This is a genomic window from Pseudomonas sp. PICF141 (assembly GCF_002286815.1).
GTDB lineage: Bacteria > Pseudomonadota > Gammaproteobacteria > Pseudomonadales > Pseudomonadaceae > Aquipseudomonas.
Genome location: NZ_MUNM01000045.1, coordinates 23,718 through 45,218 on the forward strand (window position 1 = coordinate 23,718; position 21,501 = coordinate 45,218).

The following is a 21,501-nucleotide window of genomic DNA, read 5'->3' on the forward strand; positions in this document are numbered from 1 at the left end:
GAAGGGCTGCTTGTTATCTGGAGGTCGATATGTCCGCACCTTTTGTCAGGCTCTTCACTCAGCCCAATTTCGTCTGGACAGATATCCGCAAAGAAGAAGAAGCGAATCCGCGCCATTACCTCGCTCATCTCCTGCTGCTGGCCTTGATTCCCGCCGTGTGCCTGTTTATCGGGACCACCTACGTCGGCTGGAGCCTGGTCGAAAACGAAACGGTCAAACTCAGTGCCGCCAGCGCCCTGCAACTCTGTGGGCTGCTGTACCTGAGCATCATTGTCGGCGTGGTGCTGATGGGGCTGTTCATCCGCTGGATGTCGCGCACCTTCGACTCACGCCCCACCGTCAATCAGTGCATCGGTTTTGCTGCCTACACGGTCACTCCGTTTTTCCTCGCAGGTATCGCCGGGCTCTATCCGAGTCGCTGGCTGGCGATCACCGTGCTGGGAGCGGCCTCCCTCTATTCGACGTTTCTGCTGTTCGTCGGTTTGCCGATCTTCATGCACGAGCGCAAGGAGCAAGGCCTGCTGTATGCGGCGAGCGTGTGGGGCGTCGGGCTATTGGTACTGGTAACGATTTTGGTGGAGATGATTCTGCTCTGGTTCAACTACCTGGGGCCTGAATACCTGCGCGTGTCCGGCGTTTGATTGTGCTGAGTCCGCTATCCGCCGACGGTCGGCGGTACACCTCCGAGAACCGGCCATGAGCTTCATTGTATGGGTGGCGGTGTTGGGTGCGGTGCTGCTGACCCTGGCGCTGACCTCGTCCTATCTTCGCTGGATGCCGGTGACCACCTCGGCGGTGTGCCTGGCGCTGGGCGTGGCGATCGGGCCGGGTGGCCTGGGCTTGTTGAAGCTGGACATCAAGGACACGGCGATCTGGATGGAGCATCTGACGGAAGTCGCGGTGCTTTTTTCGCTGTTTGTCTGCGGGCTTAAATTGCGCCTGCCGCTGAAGGATCTTCGATGGCGAGTGGCGTTCGGCCTGGCGGGACCGGTGATGATTATGACCATCGCTGGCATCTGCCTGCTGCTGCATTACGGCTTTGCCCTGGGGTGGGGGCCGTCGCTGCTGATCGGGGCGATTCTGGCCCCCACCGATCCGGTACTGGCCTCGCTGTTGCAGGTCAACGACGCCAGAGATTACGACTCGGTGCGTTTCGGGCTCACCGGGGAGGCAGGCCTGAACGACGGCATCGCCTTCCCTTTCGTGATCCTAGGCTTACTTTTCGTGCAGCAGGGCGGCAATAGCGACGCCTGGCTCAGTGGCTGGGCATTGAAAAGTGTGCTGTGGGCCGTGCCTGCCGGTTTGTTTATCGGTTACTGGATGGGCCACGGCATCGGTCGCTTGACCTTGTCGATGCGCATCCGCAATGCCGACAGCACCATCTCCCCTAACGATTACCTGACCCTGGCCCTGATCGCCCTCGCTTACGTCGCGGCCGAGGTGATCCATGGCTATGGCTTTCTGTCGGTGTTCGCCGCCGGCCTGGGGTTGCGGCAAGCTGAAGTCAAATCCACCGGCGACGCGCGAATCCCTGCCGAGCATCTGGTGCAACCGATCGTCGGCCACCAGAACGTCGAACCTGAGGCTGCCGTCCACGGCGACGTGGCGAATCTGCCAGAAACCCAGGTCGCGGCGGGCATCATGATGGGCGACATGCTGGCATTCGGCAGCTTGGTGGAACGGGCCATGGAGGTGTTTTTGGTCACTCTGCTGGGCGTGGTGCTGGTGGGCCATTGGGACTGGCGAGCGTTGGTGATTGCGCTGGTGTTGTTCTGTGCCATTCGCCCCTTGTGCGTATGGCTCATGCCATGGGGACGCTTGCTGGAGGGTCGCCAGAAGCTGTTGATCGGCTGGTTCGGGATTCGCGGGATCGGGAGTTTTTATTACCTGTTCTACGCCTTGAACCACGACCTCGGTCCGGCGGCAGCGACGCTGTGCACCGACCTGACGTTGTCGGTGGTGGCACTGAGCATTCTGGCGCATGGCATCAGTACTCAACCGATGCTGGCCCGTTATGAACGGCGCCGTGAACCGGACGCCTGACACCTTCTCGGGCGAGGCAATCGTTCGTTCAACCTGCATTGAACAGCAGCGGTTATTCTTGCAGGTTGCACGACAAACGCCGCCCTGCTTTGATTCTAACTCACTGTTTTAAATGAATTTTTCAAAAATATAGAAACAGGCACGGGAAATGCTCCAGCTCTATGAGCGACAACGGCAGGAAGACCGTTTGCGCTTGTCCCAAATGAAACAAGAGGTTTGACCATGAACGCCATTGACCTGTTGAAAGCCGACCATGAACGCGTGAAAGGCATCCTGGCCCAGTTGAGCGAGTCCACCGAACGTGGGGTGAAAAAGCGCACCGAACTGCTGGCCAAACTGGAAATGGAAATCACGATCCATACCCGTCTGGAAGAGGAAGTCTTGTATCCGGCGTACAAAAAAGCCGGAGGCAAGGAACAGGACGTGATGTATTACGAAGCCAAGGAAGAACATCGCGCCGTCGATACGCTGGTGCTTCCGGACCTGAAATCCACTGACCCCTCCACCGTCGAATTTGCCGGTCGCGTGAAAGTGGTCAAGGAACTGCTGGAACATCACATTGAAGAAGAGGAAACGGAAATGTTTCCTCAGGCAAAAAAATTGCTGGGCAAAACGACACTCGACGAATTGGGTACGGAAATGGAAAGCCTGAAAGCCCGCTACAAAAAAGAACTGGGCGCGCCGATTCTCGCTGCTTGAGAGGTTGGCGAACAGCAAAGGCCCGGCGCATGACGGGCCTTTGATTAACGCCCCCCGCGAAAATCTGTTGACTGCATCCGCCTGTAGCAGCTGTCGAGCCCCAGCGAGGCTGCGTTCGGCTTGAGCATCACTTCATCGCCAAGGCTATGACTTCCACCAGATTGACCTGGGTAAAAGGCTTGGACAGGCGCGGCAGCCTGGACTCGAAGCCCTCCAGGCGTTCGGCGTAACCGGTGGCGAGAATGATCGGCAGGTGCGGCCTGATGAGCCGAATAGCCTGCGCCAGTTGCGCACCATTCATCTTGGGCATGACCATGTCCGTAATGACCAGGTCAAAATCCTGCTCGCTGTCGAACAACGCCAGTGCCTGGGCGCCGGACGCTGCACTGATCACTTGATGACCCAAGTCCTCAAGCAACAAGCTGGTACTGGTCAATACCAGGCTGTCGTCATCCACGACCAATACACGCAAACGCGGCACACGCGACACGGCCGTATCCTCGCTGACGACTGCGGCAGTCGAGCCGGCGATTGCGACGGGTAACCAGAGTTCGGCAATCGTGCCGACATTCTTCTGGCTTTTCAGAATGAGTCGCCCACCCAATTGTTCTGTAAACCCGTGAACCATCGACAACCCCAGGCCAGTGCCTTTGCCGACACCTTTTGTCGTGAAGAAAGGGTCCATTGCTGACGCCAGGGTAGCGTCATCCATGCCTTCCCCTTTATCCGTGACACTCAGGCAGACATAGCGGCCTGGTGCCAGGGACAATTTCGATTGATTGGGGACGTCTTCCGTTTGCGCGCTGATGACAAGTTTTCCTCCCTCTGGCATGGCATCGCGGGCATTGGTCGCCAGGTTCAATATCGCCAGTTCGAGCTGATTGACGTCGGCCATGACTGGCACAAGTCCAGGCAGAAAGCGGGTTTCTATGCTGACCGTAGGTTCCAGAGCGCTGCGTAACAGCCCGGTAATCCCTTGTATCAATGCCGGTATCTCGACCGATTCGGTCTTGAGTTCCTGACGCCTGGCAAACGCCAACATGCGCTGGGTCAGGGACACGCCGCGCAAAGCACCTTGAGTGGCGTTGTCGAGCAAACGGGTGATTCTCGGGTCGTCCGCCGAACGTTTGCGAACGACTTCCAGATTGCCCAGGATGACCGTCAGCAAATTATTGAAGTCGTGGGCTATCCCGCCGCTGAGTTGACCGATGGCCTGCATTTTCTGCGCCTGAAACAACGCTTCGCGGGTTTGCTCAAGCGCTTGTTGGGCTTGGGTGACCTCGGTGATGTCCCGAGTGATCTTGGCAAACCCCAGCAACGTGCCGGTGTCGCCCCAAATCGGGTCGACCACCACATGCGCAAAAAACCGCGTGCCATCCTTGCGCACGCGCCAGGCGTTGTTTTCAAATCGCCCTTCGCGCGTAGCCATTTCCAGCGCCCGTTGTGGTTCACCGGCTTCGCGATCTTCAGGGGTATAAAACATCGAGAAATGCTGGCCGATCACTTCTTCGGGCAGGTAACCCTTGATGCGCTGAGCCCCTGGATTCCAGTTGGTCAGACATCCATCCGGGGCGAGCATGTAGATGGCGTAGTCGGTGACGCTTTGCACCAACAGTCGGAACTGCTGCTCACTTTGCTTGAGGGTTTCCTCGGCCATTTTGCGGTCGGTCAAATCCCGGGTGATCTTGGCAAAACCCAACAACTTGCCCGACGGATCGAGAATGGGATCGATGACCACATGGGACCAGAAAAGCGTGCCATCCTTGCGAACCCGCCAGCCTTCGCCTTCGAAACGCCCTTCGTCAATGGCGGTATCAAGAGCACGTTGAGGCAGGCCGGCATGGCGATCTTCTTCGGTATAAAAACGCGAGAAATGCTGGCCGAGAATTTCCGCTTCCTCATACCCTTTGAAACGCTTGGCCCCAGCGTTCCAACTGGTGATGATGCCATCGGGGTCAATCATGTAGATCGCGTAGTCGATCACAGCATCGATCAGCAGACGACAGCGCATCTCATCGATGGCATTAATCTTGGTCCGGGCAGCTCTCATGACATCTCACCCATCCATTGTTTCTCTGGAGTATGCGACAAACCAGGGAATAAGACAGTTCCGAAAAAGGCACTTCGATCCGATCGCAAGGGGTGTGCGCCACTGACCGTTGTTCCAGATACCCTGAACGCTCAATGAATAGTTTTACTGCACTGCCTCAAGGGCAGTTTCGACCGACCACCAACGCGGCAATAACTGCTTGACCTTGCTCTCGCCAAACCGGTCATCGATCAGCATCACCACCCCTTGATCCTGCTGAGTGCGGATCACCCGCCCCGCTGCTTGCACGACTTTCTGCACGCCAGGAAACAGGTAGGTGTAGTCATACCCGGCCCCGAAAATCGCCGCCATGCGCTGTTTCATTTGTTCGTTGACCGGATTGAGTTGCGCCAGCCCCAAGGTAGCAATAAATGCACCAATCAATCGCGCGCCGGGCAGATCGATGCCTTCTCCGAATGCGCCACCCAGCACCGCAAAACCGACGCCCTGACCATGGACGGTGAATTGCTCGAGAAAGGCCTGACGCGGCCCTTCCCCCATTCCCCGAGATTGCGACCACAGCGTGATGTGTGGATGCCGCTCGGCCAACAATTGCGCCACTTGCTGCAAGTAATCGAAGCTGCTGAAAAACGCCAGGTAATTTCCGGGGCGCTGGGCGAACTGTCTGGCGATCAATTCGACGATGGGTTCAAGGGATGCCTTGCGGTGGATAAAGCGGGTCGAAATCTGGTTGACGATCTGTACGCGCAACTGTTCGGCGCTGAACGGCGACTCCACATCAATCCAAACTGTATTCGCCGGTGTACCCAGCAAGTCGGCGTAGTAATGCCGAGGGCTCAAGGTGGCGGAAAACAGCACAGTGCTACGCGCAGCAGTCAGGCGCGGGCGGATGAAACCGGCGGGCACCACATTGCGCAGGCACAGTTGCGACAGGTTGCGCTTGCGCTCGAGATCGCGCTTGCTGATATCAAACAGAAAATGCTCATCGAAGAGTTCAGCCACGCGGCCGAATTGCAGCATGTCGAAGTAAAAATTCTGCAAGCCGCTGTCCAGGCCCTGAGGGTAATCGTTCAGGTAGTCGCCAATGCTCGCGCAGCACAAGGACAGCGCCTGAAGCAGTTTTTCCGGGGCTTTGTCGTAGGCCTGATAGGGACTGAGTTGCTGGTCATGCAGGGCATTCCATTCGCGATTGACCCGCTGCAAGGATCTCTTCAGTGGCTCGGGCGCATTTTTTCGCACGCTGTTCAATGTCGCCTGATCGAGGCTGGCGCTGTACATCTGCCGGCCGCGCTCCACCAGATTGTGGGCTTCGTCCACCAGCACCGTGACTTTCCAGTTATTGGCCTGGGCCAGCCCGAACAGCAACGCGCTGAAGTCGAAATAGTAGTTGTAGTCGGCGACTACCACGTCTGCCCAGCGGGCCATTTCCTGGCTCAGGTAGTAGGGGCAAATCTCATGCTGCAGGGCTACTTCGCGCAAGGCATTCTGGTTCAGCAAGCTCAGTTGGCTGGCGGCCTGACGCGCGGCCGGCAGACGATCATAAAAACCCTGGGCCAACGGGCACGACTCACCATGGCAGGCCTTGTCCGGGTGTTCGCAAGCCTTGTCCCGGGCGATCATCTCAAGGACTCGCAAGGGCGGAGCATCGGCGTTGTCGAGGATGACCTGAGCGGCGTCCAGCGCCAATTTGCGCCCCGGGGTTTTCGCCGTGAGAAAGAACACCTTGTCCAATTGCTGTGGCGCCAACGCCTTGAGCATCGGGAACAGCGTGCCAACGGTCTTGCCGATTCCGGTCGGAGCCTGGGCCATCAGGCAGCGACCGGTGCTGACCGCCTTGAACACCGACTCGGCCAGATGCCGTTGCCCGGGACGAAAATCGGCATGGGGAAATGCCAACTGTTGCGCCGCCAGATTGCGCCCTTCGCGATGGGCCATTTCCTGTTCGGCCCAGTGCAGGAACAACCCGCAATGGTGTTCGAAGAACAGCTGCAGTTCGTCGGCGCTGAAGGCCTCGACCAGACAGGTTTCCTTTTCGCTGACGATATCGAAGTACACCAGCGCCAGATTAATCTGCTCCAGCTGCAATTTCTGGCACATCAACGCGCCATAGATCTTCGCCTGCGCCCAGTGCAACTGGCGATGATTGGCCGGTTGCTTGCTCAGGTCGCCACGGTAGGTTTTGACTTCTTCAAGGCAGTTTTGCGCCGGATCGTAGCCGTCCGCCCGGCCCTTCACCGTCAAGGTCTGATACTGGCCCTCCAGCGCGACTTCATTCTGGTAACCCTCGCTGCGCCGTGACGCCACGGTACGATGCCCGATGATGCCTTCCAGTGCGGTTGGCGACGGGGTAAAGCGCAGGTCGAGGTCGCCGACCTTAGCGGTGAATTCACACAGCGCCCGCACCGCAATGCTGTAGCTCACGCGCCCTGCTCCGACCATTGCACGTAGCACACGGCGATCGGCATCTGATGCTCGTGACAGAATTCCAGCCAGCGCAATTGATTGTCTTGCAACCGATCGCCGGGGCCTTTGACTTCGATCATCCGGTAGGTTTTGTCTTGCGGCCAAAACTGAATCAGGTCCGGCATGCCGGCGCGGTTGGCCTTGATGTCGAGCAGCAGTCGATTGAACCAGTGCTTGAGGTGTTCGGCGGGCAGACAATCGAGCGCCTGCTCCAGCAGTTCCTCACTCAGCGCGCCCCAGAATACGAACGGTGACTGCACGCCCCACTTGGCGCTGTAACGCTCGCGTACCGTTTGCACATAACGCCCGTCATCGAGTTCGGCGAGGCAGGCCTGGAACAGATCCGCGCGCCGCGCATGAAAATCTTCGTTGAGCAGGTCCACCGGCCCGCGCTGGAACGGGTGAAAAAACGCCCCCGGCAACGGCGCGAAGATCGCCGGCCAGCACAACAGCCCGAACAGCGAGTTGATCAGGCTGTTCTCGACGTAATGCACCGGCGCCGAATCGTCCGCCAGGTGCGCCTGAACGTAAGACTCCACCGACAATGCCGGATCGTGCCGGGGCAGTTGCAGGTCCAGACGCTGCATGGCCCGAGGGGTGGGCCGCTTGATTGGCGGACCACCCAGTTTGCGCCGCAGCCTGGGCAACACACGCAAGAGGTGCTGATGCTCGGCGGCGCTTTCAGGGGCTTGCTCGGCGTGGGTGGCCAGGTCCATGGCCAGTTGATATTCAGCACAGCGCTCCAACACCCGAATCAGCCGCAGACGCGCGCCGGGGTAGGCACATTGGCGGTAGAGGTTCAGGGCAGTGGAAAAATCCGCGACGCGCTCGCAATGCTGGCCGATCTGGAACAGCAGTTTGCCGCGACGTTTTTGCAGCCAGGGATTGTCGAGTTGCAGCCCGTTGATCTGCTCGACAATGTCCGCCACGTCCTCACCGGCCTCGAAACGCTGCTGGCAGCTGTGCAGGAACAGGCAGGCATCGACGTCCTCGCGACTGCGCAAGCCACGGGATTCGGCGCAGAACTCAACCTTCTCGTAGGTAAAGATGCCCAGGTCGGCCAGCACGAATTCCGACCAGTCCTGATAAAGATTGCCGAAGAACATCAGCCGCAATCGGTCGCACAGGCCCATGACGGTCAGGCTGAACAACCGGTCATTCAGGGCCGGACACCATTGGGCAAAACTGTGTGCGTGGGGAAACTGCTCACTCAGGACCGGCAGCCAATCGGTCTTCTTTCCTTTGGGCTGATCGATGACGCTGCCAAAGCATTGGAGAATCTCGGCCTTGAGCAACACCTCGAACACGTCCTCGATGTGCAACGGCGATTGTTCATCGAGCCAGCCCGATGCCAGTAGCGGCGTCGCGGCGCTGTCGATGTCGCCGATTTCGACGTAACTCAGTTTGCCGGCCCTGAAATGCACGCCCTTGCGCATCACCAGCCTGACCAGAAGTGCCTGGGACTCACGGGGTAGAAGATTGAAGTCGCGGATGAAAGCCTGTTCCTCGATGCTCAATACATCGGCATAACGATGTTCAAGCCAATCAAGCACTTGCATGAAGTTGTTCAAGTAATAGAACGGGTCATCGAGTGGTTTTACAATCACGGGCAATAGGGCCATGGCTACGAGTACTGGTTATGCGTACAGATACCAGCTATGCCCCGCCCGGTGCAAACGGAAAAGGATCAGTGGCGACGCTATTCGGCAATTTTCGGGTGACCATCGAACTTTCTGCCATTCCATCGCACCAACCGCGTTAGAGGCACAGTGATGATTGACCTCAAGCGAGGCGTTCGCGCTGTTTTTATTGCGTAGGAGAAGTGTGTATGAATATCAAGACTCTGGGTTTGCCCTTGGCGGTAGCGGCCTTTCTGGCCCTGGCCGGTTGCTCGACGCCAACGGTGGTTACCCTGCAGAACGGCACTCAGTATTTGACCAAGGACATGCCGGATACCAAGACTGAGGACGGGTTCTTTGAGTTTGAAGATATTTCCGGGGCAAAAGTGAAAGTCAGGGCCGATGAAGTGGCCACGGTTCGCAAGGAAGACTGACCACGTTAAACGCAAAACCTGTAGGAGCGAGGCTTGCCCGCGAAGAATGCATCGCGGTTATTCAGGTATCACGCGTCATCGTTCTTCGCGGGCAAGCCTCGCTCCTACAGGACTTTCATCGCTTGATCAGAGGTATTTGAGAATCGCGATGTCGCGACGGCGCTGTTTGAGGTTGGCGAACCAGCGCGTCGGGAAGAACAGCACCACCCCGAGGACCACGCTCCATAGCCAGACCATGGGCAGGTTGTCGAAGCCGTAATAAGTCCCCTGATTGGTGCCCCAAACGGCGACGGCCACCAGGTACATCGCCTTGAGCACGTACAGGTGCAGCAAATAGAAAAACATTGGTGCACCGCCGTAGATCGCCAAGGTCGCGGTAGACCAGCGCTCCTGGGCTTTTTCGAACAACGCCAAAAGAATCAGCCCCAGACCAAGTGTCGGCATCAGGAACATCAGCGATGGCGGGTACTTCTTCGCGCTCAGGAAACTCATGAACGTGCGCAGCGACTCACCGGTTTGCACCCAAGGCTTCTCGCCATAAACATTCAAGTAGCGGATGAACACGAAGGCCACCAGAAGGCCGCCGCCGACTTTCAGCAACCGCGAGATCCGCGCCGCCGGTTCCATGTCCTTGCCGAACCATGGCCCTATGGCCCAGCCCAGCAGAATCACCCCGATCCATGGCAACACCGGATACGTCGTGCGAGCGCGGGTGAACTCGGTGATGTCGATAAACACCCGCTGATGCAGGATCGACCATGGCACGTAGAACGGCGACTCCGGCCCCACGGTCACGCCATCGAGCACGTTATGCCCGGCGACAATCGCCACCCCGAGCACGATCAACCAACCGCGTTTGAAGTGCAGCAACCCGGCGAGCACGATCATGCAGATGCCGATGCACCAGATCACTTGCAGCCACAGCGTCTTGGGCGGGAACTCGGCGTTCCAGGCAAAGCACACAAACGTGAGCTCCAGAAACACCAGGAACAGCCCGCGCTTGAGCAGGAACACCGACGTCTCGTTGGCCGTGTGTTTCTGGCTGTATAGCCAGGCCGACAAACCGGTGAGGAAGATGAACACCGGGGCGCAAAGGGTGCTCAGCAATCGGGTGAAGAACAGGTCCGGGGTCACGCTCAAGGCGTCGATCGGGTCGGTCACCTGACGGTGCAACAAAAAGGTTTCCCGCACATGGTCGACCAGCATGCAGAGCATGACAAAGCCGCGCAGGGCATCGATGGCGAGCATCCGGGTATTGGTTTTTGCAGCGCTGCAGGCAAGCGCAGAAGAAACACTTCCCGCCTGCCCCGCCACGCTTGTGGATAGGGTCATATCAGTCACTCATGTCATGGTCAGTGGGCTCAGGCTTGTTGCTTGAGCCTGGCAACTCTGTTGCGGTTATTGCTCATTGAATCCCTGGAATGCTGGTATCGCAGGAGAGCGGCTGCCCTCCTTGCCGGATCAGTTGTTCCTGCATCCGCTGACAACGCTCCCGTTCTTGCTGCATCGAGCGATCGATGCTGATGTTGCCGGTCTTCTCCGGTTGTTTGCCGTCGCCCAGGCGCACTGTCACCCAGGGCTGTTCCGGCTGGATTTGAAAGCGGGTTTTTTCTTCGATGGGTTTGGCAGGTTTGGCGGTTTCGATCGTGGCCGGTTTCGGCAGTTGATCGGAGGTGACCCCGTAACGGGTCAGAATCGAGCTTTGAGGCAGTTCTGCGGCGGCGGTTGCCGATATAAAGGCCAGCGCCAGGCCGAAGGTGTACCTCTTGCTGTAACTCACGTTGCACAATCTCCTGTACTCGAATGGCGGCATCATTGCCTGCGTTATAGTATAACGTGCGTATGGGCTGATTGTTTAGTGCCAGATTTCTGTTGGTGCAGGTATTGGAGTAAAAGAGTGGCCAGTGAGTCAGGGGGCAGGCAGGTTTACCGCGTTATCGTTCATCGCGAGCAGGCTCGCTCCCACAGGGATTTGATGCGGACACAGATTTTGTGAACATCACCAACCACTGTGTGCGAGCCTGCTCGCGATGGGCCCTTACCGGCGCCCCATCACCCTCAGGCGATCACAATCCCGCTACCGGACAAACTGTCCAGTCCAACTCCGACCAGGGTCACCGAATCACCGCCAAACGTCAGCAACGTATCCTGCCCCACCGCCGTGGCATGGGCCCGGTAGTCATCGTTCGGCGCAACGCCCTGAACCCCGAGGAACACCAGTTTGTCGTTGGCTTGATAACCCACCACCCGATCCTGGCCAAACACGCCGCTGAACAGGAACGTGTCGACCCCGCCGCCCGACTCCATCAGGTCATTACCCGCCCCACCGACAAACACGTCGTTGCCGCTGCTGCCGAGCAAATGGTCGTTGCCATCGAAGCCAAACATCCAGTCGCCGGTTGCGTGCGCGTTGAGGGTGTCGGCGCCGGTCGTGCCCTTCACGCTTGAAGCGTACTGAGTCAGGTTACTGCCAGTCGCAAGACCATTGGCGGTGACGCTGTGGGTCACGTCATCCTTGAACACCCCCCAGAGAAAACCCGGCTCCTTGGTGACGATGCTGCCAATGTCGCGGGTGATGCTGATGCCGCCATTGGCATCGCGCACATACAGGTTGCCAGCACCGTCATTGGCGAAGACGAAGTTCTTCACCGACTCCTGCAAGTCCAGCACGTTGCTGCCCTTGCCGCCCAACAGGATGTTGTAACCACCGCCATCGCGGAAAGTGTCGTTGCCGTCGCGGCCTTCCAGGTAATCGCTGCCTTTGCCACCCTGGATCAGGTCATTGCCGTCGCTGCCGATGATGAAGGTGCTGCCCTTGTGGGTTTCGGCGTTGCGGTTCAAGTCCTGGACCCAAGTGTTGCTGCGCGCCGGGTCCGAGAGGTTGGCGACGATGATGGTCGAGTCTTTGCTGGTCAGGTCATAGAACTGCGACTCCAGCACGCGGGTCATGCCATCGCCGTAACCGGTAGGCAAGTGTGAAATCCAGGTGGGGATGTTGAGGATCGAATATGGCAGCACGTTCCATGCCGTCGAGGCGTAATGGTCGTTGAAGCTGACGATGTTATCGGTCGTCGAATCCTTGGCGGCATCGTGCACGCCTACCGAGGCCAGGTTGAACGACGAGCCATCGAGGGCGCGGAACACCGGGTCGTTTTCATAACCGATGTTCAGCACTTTGTCGCTGCTGCTTTGGGTCGGCGAGGCGTAGGCGATGTAGTTGGAATCCTGGTAGAACCCGGACCACTTATCGCTGCTCAAGTCCGCCAGGCTATTGACCGCCAACCCGCCGAGGCTGTGGCCGCTGACCAGCACGTCCTTGCCCGACAGGCCGTTGGCCTGGGCAAATGCTGCAACGTCACCGAGTAGATTGCCGAAGGCTTCGCCCGCGTAGTTTTTCGCATAATCCTCAGGCCCCAACGCCGCCAGCAGATCGTTGATCACGTCGCCGATGGAGTCACCGATCTGGATTTCTCGCGGGCCGCTGGTCCCGCGAAATGCGATGCCGATTTCGGTGAGATGCCCCTGGGCATCGTACTTGCCCAGAATCTCCACTTGGGCGCTGGTGTAACCGGCCTTCTCGCCGAAGAAGGTTCCGCGAGCGTCGGTCTTGCCGTCATAGCCCAATTGCGCGGCGGTGATCGGCGTCCAGCCGGCTTCTTGCACGGCCTCGAGTGCGGCCTTTTCCGAATCGGGGTTCCAGGGAATGCCGGGAATGACGCCCTGGGAATCGGTGCCGCCGATCAGTGCGGTCACCAGGGTTGCCGGCAAGCCCAGGCCGAAGCCGTTCTGCTGGTAACCGGTGGCGAAACCGTTGTCGAGGTTGTGATAGGAATACAGCGTGATCGCCATGGCGTCGCTGAACAACGACTTGGAGTCTGCTGTGCCGAAGTTTTTGTAGTCATACACACCCATTGGTATTGCCTCTCTCTTTGTTGGAATTGTCAGAGATAGCTCACAGCCAGGACGCCTCAATCACGAGGCGCCCCGGAGCCTTTAGTGCATGCAGCTGTTACGCGAAGGTAATTCCCGAAGCCGAGAGATTATCCAGACCCACGCCCACCAGCGTTACGGCGTAATCGCCAATCTTGAGCACAGTGTCGTTGCCGGCCTGTGAGGCGTGCTGCTTGTAGTCATAACCCTGCCCCGCGCCCTGGACGCCCATGAACACCAGTTTGTCGCTGCCCTGATAGCCATTGATCGCATCGAAGCCGAAGGCGCCGCTGAACAGGAAGGTGTTGTTGCCGCCCCCCAACGCCTGCATCACGTCATTGCCCGCGCCACCGACGAAGGTCACGTGGCTCTTGTCGCTGCGCAGCAGATCGTCGCCGGCGTTGCCGAATAGCCAATCGCCCTCCAGCGTCGCCACTAGCGTGTTGCCGTAGCCATCGCCGTTGAGCGAGTGGTTGTAGTGGGTCAGTTCCGTGCCATTGAGCAAGCCCTTAGCGGTGACGTTGTAGGTCACCTCCTTGCTGCCCCACCACGAACCCGACTCCTTGCTCACCAGCGCGCCGATATCGCGGGTCATGCTGATGCCGCCGTAGGCGTCGCGCACGTACAGCGTGCCGTCGCCATCGTTGGCAAAGCTGAAGTTCTGCAACGGCTTCTGCAGCTCGAAGGTGTTGCTGCCCTTGCCGCCCAGCAGCAGGTTGTAGCCACCGTCATCGCGGAACCGGTCGTTACCGTCGCGGCCTTCGATGAAGTCATTGCCCGCGCCGCCCTTGAGCCAGTCGTTGCTGTCGGTGCCGATGATGAACGTGCTGCCGGTGTGCGGCTTGCCGCTGCGGCCCAGGTCTTCGACCCAGGTGCTGCCTCGGGACGACTCCGACAAGTTGGACACGATCAGCGTCGAGTCTTTGTCGGTGAGGTCGTAGAAGCGCGAGTCAATCACCCGGTTCAAGCCGTCGGCATAGCCCAACGAACCGTGGGCCGACCAGTTCAGCGGATTGAGAATGCTGAATGGCACCAGGTTCTGCGCGGTGGAAGCGTACTGGTCGTTGAAGTTGACGATGTTATTGGTCGCCGACTCCTGATGACCGTCGTGCTTGCCCAGCGAGCCACTGCTGAAGGTGGTGCCGTCGAGCACTCGAAACACCGGGTCATTCTCATAGCCGATGTTCAGCACGTTGTTGCCGGTGGCGCTTTGGGTTGGCGAGGCGAAGGCGATGTAGTTGGCGTCCGTAAAGAAGCCGCCCCAGTTATTGCCACTTAGCTCCGCCAGGCTGTTGACCCCCAACCCGCCGAGGCTGTGTCCGCTGACCAGTACGTCCTTGGCAGTCAGGCCGTGAGCGATGGCGAACGCAGCGATGTCCTTGAGCAACGTGTCGAAGGCGTTTTTCGCGTAGTTCGTCGCGTAATCCACCGGGCCGACCGCGGCCAGCAGATTATTTTTCATGTCGCCGAAGGTGTCGCTGTAACCCAGGCCGCCAGTGCCACGGAAAGCGATACCGATGCCGATCAGCTTGCCTGCCCCATCGTATTTACCGAGCACCTCGGCTTCGGCGCTGGTGAAGCCGTCCTTCTCGCCATAGAAAGTGCCTTGAGCGCCGACGTTGCCCTGATAGCCCAACGCTGCCGCGCCAATCGGCGCCCAAGCGGTTGCCGGCAGTGGCTGGCCGGTTGGCGTATAGGCGTAGAGCGTCAGCGCGATCGCGTCGCAGTACAGCGCTTTGCCGGCCTCACTGCCGGCATTTTTGTAATCAAACAGTCCCATGTGCTTGCTTCCTTTGCGTCAAATCAGAACTGCCAGTCCAGGGTCAGACCCACGCCGTGGTCTTTTTCCCGGGAGCCGAGCAGCCCGTTGTAATCCAGGCTCAAACGGGTATCGCTGCCCAGCGCCAATCCGGCACGGGCACCGACTACAGCGGCATCGCGGTCCATGGACACGCTTTGCACGCTGAACGCGGTGTTGCCGTTAACGAAGGCCAAGTGGTCTTCGGAACGGGTGTTGCTCAGGTTGTGCTGCCAGCCGAGCGTGCCGGACAGTTCCAGCTGTTGCTGGTCGGACAACGCAATGGCTTTGCTCGCCCGCACGCCAAGGGTCGAAAGCACCACATCGCGGTTGTTTTCCCCGCCCTTGAGCGCGGCGGCATCACCTTTTTCGCTGAAACTTTCAGTGTTCAAGTGCACGTAAGCCAGATTGGCAAAGGGCTCCAGAGCGACCGGTTGCAGGTCCAGCCGATACGCCGCTTCGGTGAACAGTTGCGCGGAGGTCGCATCGCGTTTGGATTTCTGCTTGCCGCTGACGCCGTTAAATTGCAGGTCACGTTTGACGTCAATGCGATGCCAGCTGTAAGCGCCGCCGACGCTCAGGCGCAACGCGTCGATTTCATGGCCCAGGTACGCACCCAAGTGGTAGCTGTCGACCGAGGCTGACGAGTGCGTGCCATCGCCCATGCTCAACGAGCTGTCGCTATAACCGGTGACGAAACCCAGTCGGGTATCTTCAGTGATCAAGCCATCGACACCGGCCAGCAGCCCGCCAATGGAGCTGTTGGAACTGGCGTTGTCATGCCCGCCATCGCTCTTGCCCCAGGCGCCGAGCACTTTGAGCCAGGCGTTGCTGCGGTCATCGGTGGGTGCCCCGGCGTCGAACAGATCATGCTCACGCAGACGCTCGCCGACGGCGTCACGCAGGTAGCGGCTGTCGTTGATCAGCAGCGTGCCGATGGCCGGATGAATCTCGCCGGAAAGTTGCTGGAACGCTTGTTGTGCCACGGCTGCCGTCGGCGACAGCAGCAGCGTTTCGTAGAGTGGATTGCCTGCGCCCAGTTGTTCGGCGGCAGCGGCCACGGCGCGTTGGTTCGGGGTTTGGCCCACGCTGGTGAACGACGTCGCGTTGCGCACCACCGCCAGTTGAATGCCGTTAGCCGAGTAGTCGAGGGTGCCGCCGAGGAACAGGTAGTCCGGCACCACCGCACCGAAGCGCCCTTCGATTCCGCCGGCCGCTTGCAGAATGTTGTACTGATTGCCGAGCAGGGATTTCGCTTCGCTGGTGGTCAGCAATGTCGGGCTGTTTTCCAGGGACAGGCTGACGGTTGCACCCTCGATGATCGCCTTGCCGCCGGCAATGATCTGGTCACTGCTGGTGGGCGACAGCTCTACGGCGTAGGTCGAGCCAGGCTCGAAAGTCACATCGCCCGCTACCTGCAAGGTGCCGATGGAATTGCCGGGCGCCACGGTGCCGCCGCTTTTCGCGGTCAACGCCGCGATGCTGCCGGTACCGCCGAGGATCCCGCTGTCATTGACGGTGACGGCCGACAGCAGCGAACCATTGATCGCCAATCGGCCCTGATTGACCAGGGTCGGGCCGGCGTAGGTATTGGCGCCGGTCAGCACCAGCGTGCCGATGCCTTGCTTGGTCAGGCCGCCATGGCCGGAAATGTCGTTGCGCCACACGTCGAGCCCGCACTGCACGTCATTGCACACACGCTCGGTGGGTTTGCCGGCGTCGATGATCGCGCCGATACCCGGCAAGTCCGCGACAAACTGGCTGGAGCCGTAGGCGCCTTCGATGCGGAATTCCTCGGGAATGTCCTGCTCGGTGACGAACATCGCCGGGCCATCGATGCCTTTGCGCAGGTTGATCATGCCCCAGCCGTACAGCGAGTCGACGCCGGGTGCGCCGAGGTCGGTGGCGGTGGTGCGCAGCACGCTGGCGACTTGCGCGCCGGTCATGTACGGGAAGCGTTCCATCAACACCGCCACCGCGCCTGCAGCGTGCGGCGCCGCCATGGAGGTGCCGTTGTAATTGGCGTAGCCGGTGGTCAGGTCATTGGTGTTGGTGCCGCTGATGATCGAGCTGTAGATGCGGCTGCCCGGTGCCGACACACAGAAACTCGCGGTGTAGCCGCAGCGTGACGAGAAGGTGCTGATGTTGTAAGGGTCGGGGCTGCCGGTGTCCGGATTCCTCTGCAATGCGGCGACAGTCATCCAGTTCGGCGCGATCTCAGGGACGAAATAACCGAGGCCGGCGATGGCGTCCGGGTTGTTTAGGTTGTAGTCGTTGCCGGCGGCGAAGATCGTCACGATGCCGCTGCGGGCCGCCGCGATGGCGCCGTCGTAGGCACCGCCGGGTTTGGTCCCGAGCAAGGTCTGGATCTCGTTGAACTGCAATTGCGCGTCCTGCACGGTGAAGTGCGGGTACGCCGGGTCCCGGCCACCGAGGTCGAAGCGGTCAGTGATGCCGATGCCCCAACTGTTGTTGATGATCCGCGCACCGCTGGCGATCAGCGCATCCCAACCGGCCTTGTACACCGCACCGTCGTTGCCGCGAATGATCCCGTCTTCCGGGCCCGGGTCGCCGTTGTCGGCACTGATGATTTGCGCGCCAAAAGCGACACCGTGCATCGGCCCGCCATCGCGACTGCCCGCGGCGATCCCGCCAACGTGAGTGCCGTGGGCACCCAGTTTGCCGTTGGAGCCTACCGAGGGCGAACCGTCATAGAGAAAGGCATCCCCGGCTTTGACCGGTATGTAGGGGTCGGTGTATTCGCGGATGCCACGGGTGACCAGCGTGATCACTTTATTGGCCCCGGAAAACTCCGGGTGCAAGGCGTAAACCGGTTGATCGAAAATCCCCAGCTTCACGCCTTTGCCGGTGTAGCCGGCGGCGTAGGCCTGCTGAGCGTTGATCGCCCCCAGGCCCCAGTCGGCATTGAACTCTGTGCTGCGCCAGCTATCGGGATCGCCTGTCCTGCCGTTTTCCACGTAGGGTGCCGCGTGTGCGGTACCCAAAGTGGCCAATGCGCAGAGCAAGGCTAGGTTGTTGTACTTGTTATTCATCGAACTACCGTCCTTAGTTGTGTTGCAAAAATCCTTGTGGCCTTCAAAGGCGTGCCTTGTTCTGCTGATACACCACGCGCTAACGCGATCTGTAGCAGCTGCCGAGCTGCGCGAGGCTGCGTTCGGCGGCGCAGCCGTCGCAAACCCTGCCTGCAAGGTCTTCCTGACACACCGCGACAGCCCACTTCACGACTGCTTCGCAGCCGAACGCAGCCTCGCGCAGCTCGGCAGCTGCTACAGACGAACGCAGGGTTCGGCAGCCGCTACTAAAACTGCCAATTGAGACTCAGCCCGACACCGTGGCTCTTCTCGCGGCTGGCCAGTTGGCCGGTGTAATCGAGGTTCAGCCGAACATCCCGGCTCAAGGCCAGGCTGGCATGGGCGCCCACCAGCGCCGCATCGCGAACCCGTGGCGAGCTTTGCACCACGAACGCAGTGCCACCGCTGGCGAACGCCAGGTGTTCCTCGGAATCGGTGTTGCTCAGGTTGTGCTGCCAACCGAGACTGCCGCTCAAGTCCAGCTGTTGCTGACCGGATAGCGTCAGCGTTTTCAGCGCGCGTACGCCCAGGGTGCTGAGTACCGCGTCACGCCGGTCGCCGCTGCTTTTGAGCGCGGCGGTGTCTCCTTTCTCGGTGAAGCCCTCGGTGTCGAGGTGTACGTAAGCCAGATTGGCAAACGGCTCCAAGGCCAGTGCGCGAAGGTTCAGGTGATACGCTGCCTCACTGAACACCTGAGTAGTCGCGGCATCGACCTTGGTTTTCTGTTTGGCACTGACGTCGCCGTATTGCAGGTCACGTTTGATGTCAGCCCGATGCCAGCTGTAAGCACCACCGGCACTCAGACGCCAGGCGCCCAGTTCATGGCCGGCATAGGCGCCCAGGTGATAACTGTCGACCTGCGCTGAGGAATGAGTTCCGGAGCCCATGCTGACCGAGCTGTCGCTGTAACCGGCGACCAGGCCGACACGGGTTTCGTCATCCACTGCGCCATCGACACCGGCCAGCAAACCGCCAATCGAAGTGGTGTAGCTGGCGGTGTCGTGGCGGCCATCGGTCTTGCCCCAAGCGCCCAATGCCTTGATCCAGCCGTTGCTTCGGGAGCCATTGGCTTCGTTGAGGCGCTCACCGACCGCATCGCGCAGATAACGGCTGTCATTGATCAACACCGAGCCCAGCGCGGGGTAGATTTCCCCCGACAACTGCTGGAAGGCTTGTTGCGCCGAGTTCGCGGTCGGCGACAGCAGCAGGCTTTCGTAGACGGCGTTACCCGCGCCAAGCCCTTCCACTGCCGCCGCGACGGAACGCTGATTCGGCGTTTGGCCGACGCTGGCGAAGGTCGTGGCGTTGCGCTCAATACTCAGTTGAATGCCAGTCGCGGCGTAATCGAGGCTGCCGCCGATGAACAGATAATTGGGCAGCACCGCGCCGAACTGGCCTTGAATGCCGCCCACCGCTTGCAGAATGTTGTATTGATGGCCCAGCAGGCTTTGCACTTGTTGGGTGCTGAGCAAGGTCGGACTGTTTTCCAGGAACAGGCTCACGGTGGCACCGCTGATCGTGGCCGTTCCGCCGGCAATAATCTGGTCGCTGCTGGTGGGTGACAGTTCGACGGCATAAGTCGAACCCGGCACAAAGGTCACATCGCCGCTGACGTGCAACGTACCGATGGAGTTACCGGGCGCCACGGTGCCACCGGCATTGGCAGTCAAGGCAGCGATTCGTCCGTTACCGCCGAGGGTGCCGCTGTCATTGACGGTCACCGCCGATGTCAGCGAGCCGTTCACCGCCAGCAAACCGCCGTTGACCGTGGTTGGGCCGCGATACGTGTTGTCGCCGGTCAGCATCAACCGCCCGGCACCGGACTTGATCAGGCTGCCTTCGTAGATTCGATGGGCCGCGGCGGAATCGCGTGCTGTGCCCACCGCATAATCAGTCTGATCCTGCTGACTGGCGCCAGCCGAGACACCGTTCTGCCAACCCTTGTCCTTCAATGTCTGTTGCCAGGCGCTACGTTCGGTGGCGTCTTCGGCCTGGCGCTGAATCAGCGCCTTGTCCGAAATGTCATTGCTCCAGACATCGCTCTGCCCTGCCCCCAGATTGGCATCGAACACTCCGAGCAATTGCCCCGGCCCACGCATCGCCCGTTCGAGGTTGGCCACGCCCCAACCGATGCGCGTACTCGGCGCGTCGGTGATCGAGCCGTCGAGCTGGGTCGCGGTGGTCAGCAGCACCTCCAGCGCCTGCTGGTTGTTCATGTACGGATAGCGTTCCATCACCAGCGCCAATGCCCCGGTGGCATGGGGCGCAGCCATGGAGGTGCCGGACTTGATCGCGTAACCGCCACCGGGAATGGTGCTGTCGACCTTCGCGCCCGGCGTGGTGATGCACCAATACTTGGCGATCCCGCACTGGTTGTATTTCTGTTGGTTGCTCTGATCCAGGCCCGACACTGCCAGCCAGTGGCCTTCCAGATCTGGCTGAAAATACGGCAAGGCCGAACGCACGCTGGCATTCGGGTAACCACTGTTGCCGGCGCTGAACACGTTGATCACGCCGCGCCGCGAAACGTCGGCAGCGGCGTCAAGCCAGGTGCCTTTGTTCCAGTGCTGGGCGTAGGCGGCATGCAAGTCGCCGAGGGTTCGGTAGCTGACGTCCGGCGGCTGGCTGCCCCAGCTGTTGTTGATCGCGCGTACGCCAGCATCCGCCAGGGCGTTATAGACCGCTGTGAAGTAGCGCGAGTCGGGTTTGGGGCCGAACAGGAAACTGTCGTTCTTGTTGGTGTTGCCGACGTAGATTTGCGCGTTGTACGCCACGCCGTGCATGCCGGTGCCATCCCGGGAAGCGCCCATGGTGCCGGTGACGTGGGTGCCGTGGGAGTCGTTGTTGGGGTTGAGCGTGCCGTCGACGTTGAACGCCGAGCCGTCGACGTAGCTGCCGCTGGCGGTCACTGCGTGATAACGATCGGCGGCAAATTCGGGATGGCTGGAATCGAAACCGGAATCCAGCGCGCCGATTTTTACGCCCTTGCCGGTGATACCGGCGGCATAGGCTTGATCGGCCTGCATGCGCGCCAGTCCCCAATCGCGCTGGAACTCTGCCGAGCGCCAACTGGCCGCGTCGCCAGGTTTGCCGGATTCCAGATAAAGCGCCTGGGCTGGGCCTGGTACTGATGAAATCAGGAGCAATAGCGTGCCGACCGACATCGGCTTGATCTGTACGTCCATGTGCATGACTCTCGCTTTCTTGGCGTTTTTAGAGTTGTAGTTCCCCGGTCCAGGGGAATATCGCGTTACTGACTGTGTCCCAGTTCTCTGTGGCGAGGGGGCTTGCCCCCGTTCGGCTGCGAAGCAGTCGTAAGTCCTGAAAATGCGATATGTCGGTTGAATCACCGATTCCGGTTTTGGGACGGCTT

The 21,501-nt window shown here is 59.9% G+C and carries 13 protein-coding genes; 4 read left to right on the forward strand and 9 right to left on the reverse strand.

Annotated features, from left to right (window positions below; all coding sequences use genetic code 11):
* The first annotated feature begins 29 nt into the window (after window positions 1–29).
* From BZL43_RS12425 to BZL43_RS12435, 3 genes are all read left to right on the forward strand, one after another.
* Window positions 30–641 carry a Yip1 family protein gene (locus BZL43_RS12425; RefSeq protein ID WP_095632575.1) on the forward strand — a complete coding sequence of 204 codons (612 nt, stop codon included), beginning with the start codon at window positions 30–32 and terminating at the stop codon, window positions 639–641.
* Between the two features lie 55 nt (window positions 642–696).
* Window positions 697–2,043, forward strand: coding sequence for a sodium:proton antiporter (locus tag BZL43_RS12430; RefSeq protein WP_095632576.1), 1,347 nt, complete (start codon window positions 697–699; stop codon window positions 2,041–2,043).
* A gap of 222 nt (window positions 2,044–2,265) precedes the next feature.
* Window positions 2,266–2,742 (forward strand): hemerythrin domain-containing protein, encoded by a 477-nt coding sequence (locus BZL43_RS12435; protein WP_095632577.1) that lies wholly within the window; start codon window positions 2,266–2,268, stop codon window positions 2,740–2,742.
* 127 nt (window positions 2,743–2,869) lie between these two features.
* On the opposite strand, the gene BZL43_RS12440 is transcribed toward BZL43_RS12435, so the two are convergent.
* The 3 genes from BZL43_RS12440 to BZL43_RS12450 form a co-directional block, all read right to left on the reverse strand.
* Entirely contained in the window at window positions 2,870–4,792 is a 1,923-nt protein-coding gene (locus BZL43_RS12440; RefSeq protein WP_095632578.1) for a PAS domain-containing sensor histidine kinase, read from the reverse strand.
* Window positions 4,793–4,936: 144 nt separating this feature from the next.
* Entirely contained in the window at window positions 4,937–7,213 is a 2,277-nt protein-coding gene (locus tag BZL43_RS12445) for an ATP-dependent DNA helicase (protein ID WP_095632579.1), read from the reverse strand.
* Complete coding sequence (locus BZL43_RS12450) at window positions 7,210–8,877, reverse strand: VRR-NUC domain-containing protein (RefSeq protein WP_095632580.1); 1,668 nt, start codon at window positions 8,875–8,877, stop codon at window positions 7,210–7,212. The genes BZL43_RS12445 and BZL43_RS12450 overlap by 4 nt, the downstream gene beginning before the upstream one ends.
* Window positions 8,878–9,083: 206 nt before the next feature.
* On the opposite strand from BZL43_RS12450, the gene BZL43_RS12455 reads away from it, so the two are divergent.
* Entirely contained in the window at window positions 9,084–9,308 is a 225-nt protein-coding gene (locus BZL43_RS12455; RefSeq protein WP_095632581.1) for a YgdI/YgdR family lipoprotein, read from the forward strand.
* Window positions 9,309–9,434: 126 nt separating this feature from the next.
* Here BZL43_RS12455 and BZL43_RS12460 read toward each other — a convergent pair whose 3' ends face one another.
* The 6 genes from BZL43_RS12460 to BZL43_RS12485 form a co-directional block, all read right to left on the reverse strand.
* Entirely contained in the window at window positions 9,435–10,640 is a 1,206-nt protein-coding gene (locus BZL43_RS12460; protein ID WP_095632582.1) for a DUF1624 domain-containing protein, read from the reverse strand.
* A gap of 73 nt (window positions 10,641–10,713) precedes the next feature.
* Window positions 10,714–11,088: a hypothetical protein gene (locus BZL43_RS12465; RefSeq protein WP_095632583.1), complete on the reverse strand. Its 375-nt coding sequence runs from the start codon at window positions 11,086–11,088 to the stop codon at window positions 10,714–10,716.
* Window positions 11,089–11,366: 278 nt separating this feature from the next.
* The gene (locus BZL43_RS12470) at window positions 11,367–13,220 is read right to left on the reverse strand and encodes a polyurethanase (RefSeq protein WP_095632584.1); all 1,854 of its coding nucleotides are present in this window, start codon (window positions 13,218–13,220) and stop codon (window positions 11,367–11,369) included.
* 97 nt (window positions 13,221–13,317) lie between these two features.
* Entirely contained in the window at window positions 13,318–15,018 is a 1,701-nt protein-coding gene (locus BZL43_RS12475; RefSeq protein ID WP_095632585.1) for a polyurethanase, read from the reverse strand.
* A gap of 23 nt (window positions 15,019–15,041) precedes the next feature.
* Window positions 15,042–18,089: an autotransporter serine protease gene (locus tag BZL43_RS12480; RefSeq protein ID WP_095632586.1), complete on the reverse strand. Its 3,048-nt coding sequence runs from the start codon at window positions 18,087–18,089 to the stop codon at window positions 15,042–15,044.
* Between the two features lie 266 nt (window positions 18,090–18,355).
* A complete protein-coding gene (locus BZL43_RS12485) occupies window positions 18,356–21,313 on the reverse strand; it encodes an autotransporter serine protease (RefSeq protein WP_095632592.1) in 2,958 nt (985 codons plus the stop codon).
* Window positions 21,314–21,501: the final 188 nt, after the last annotated feature.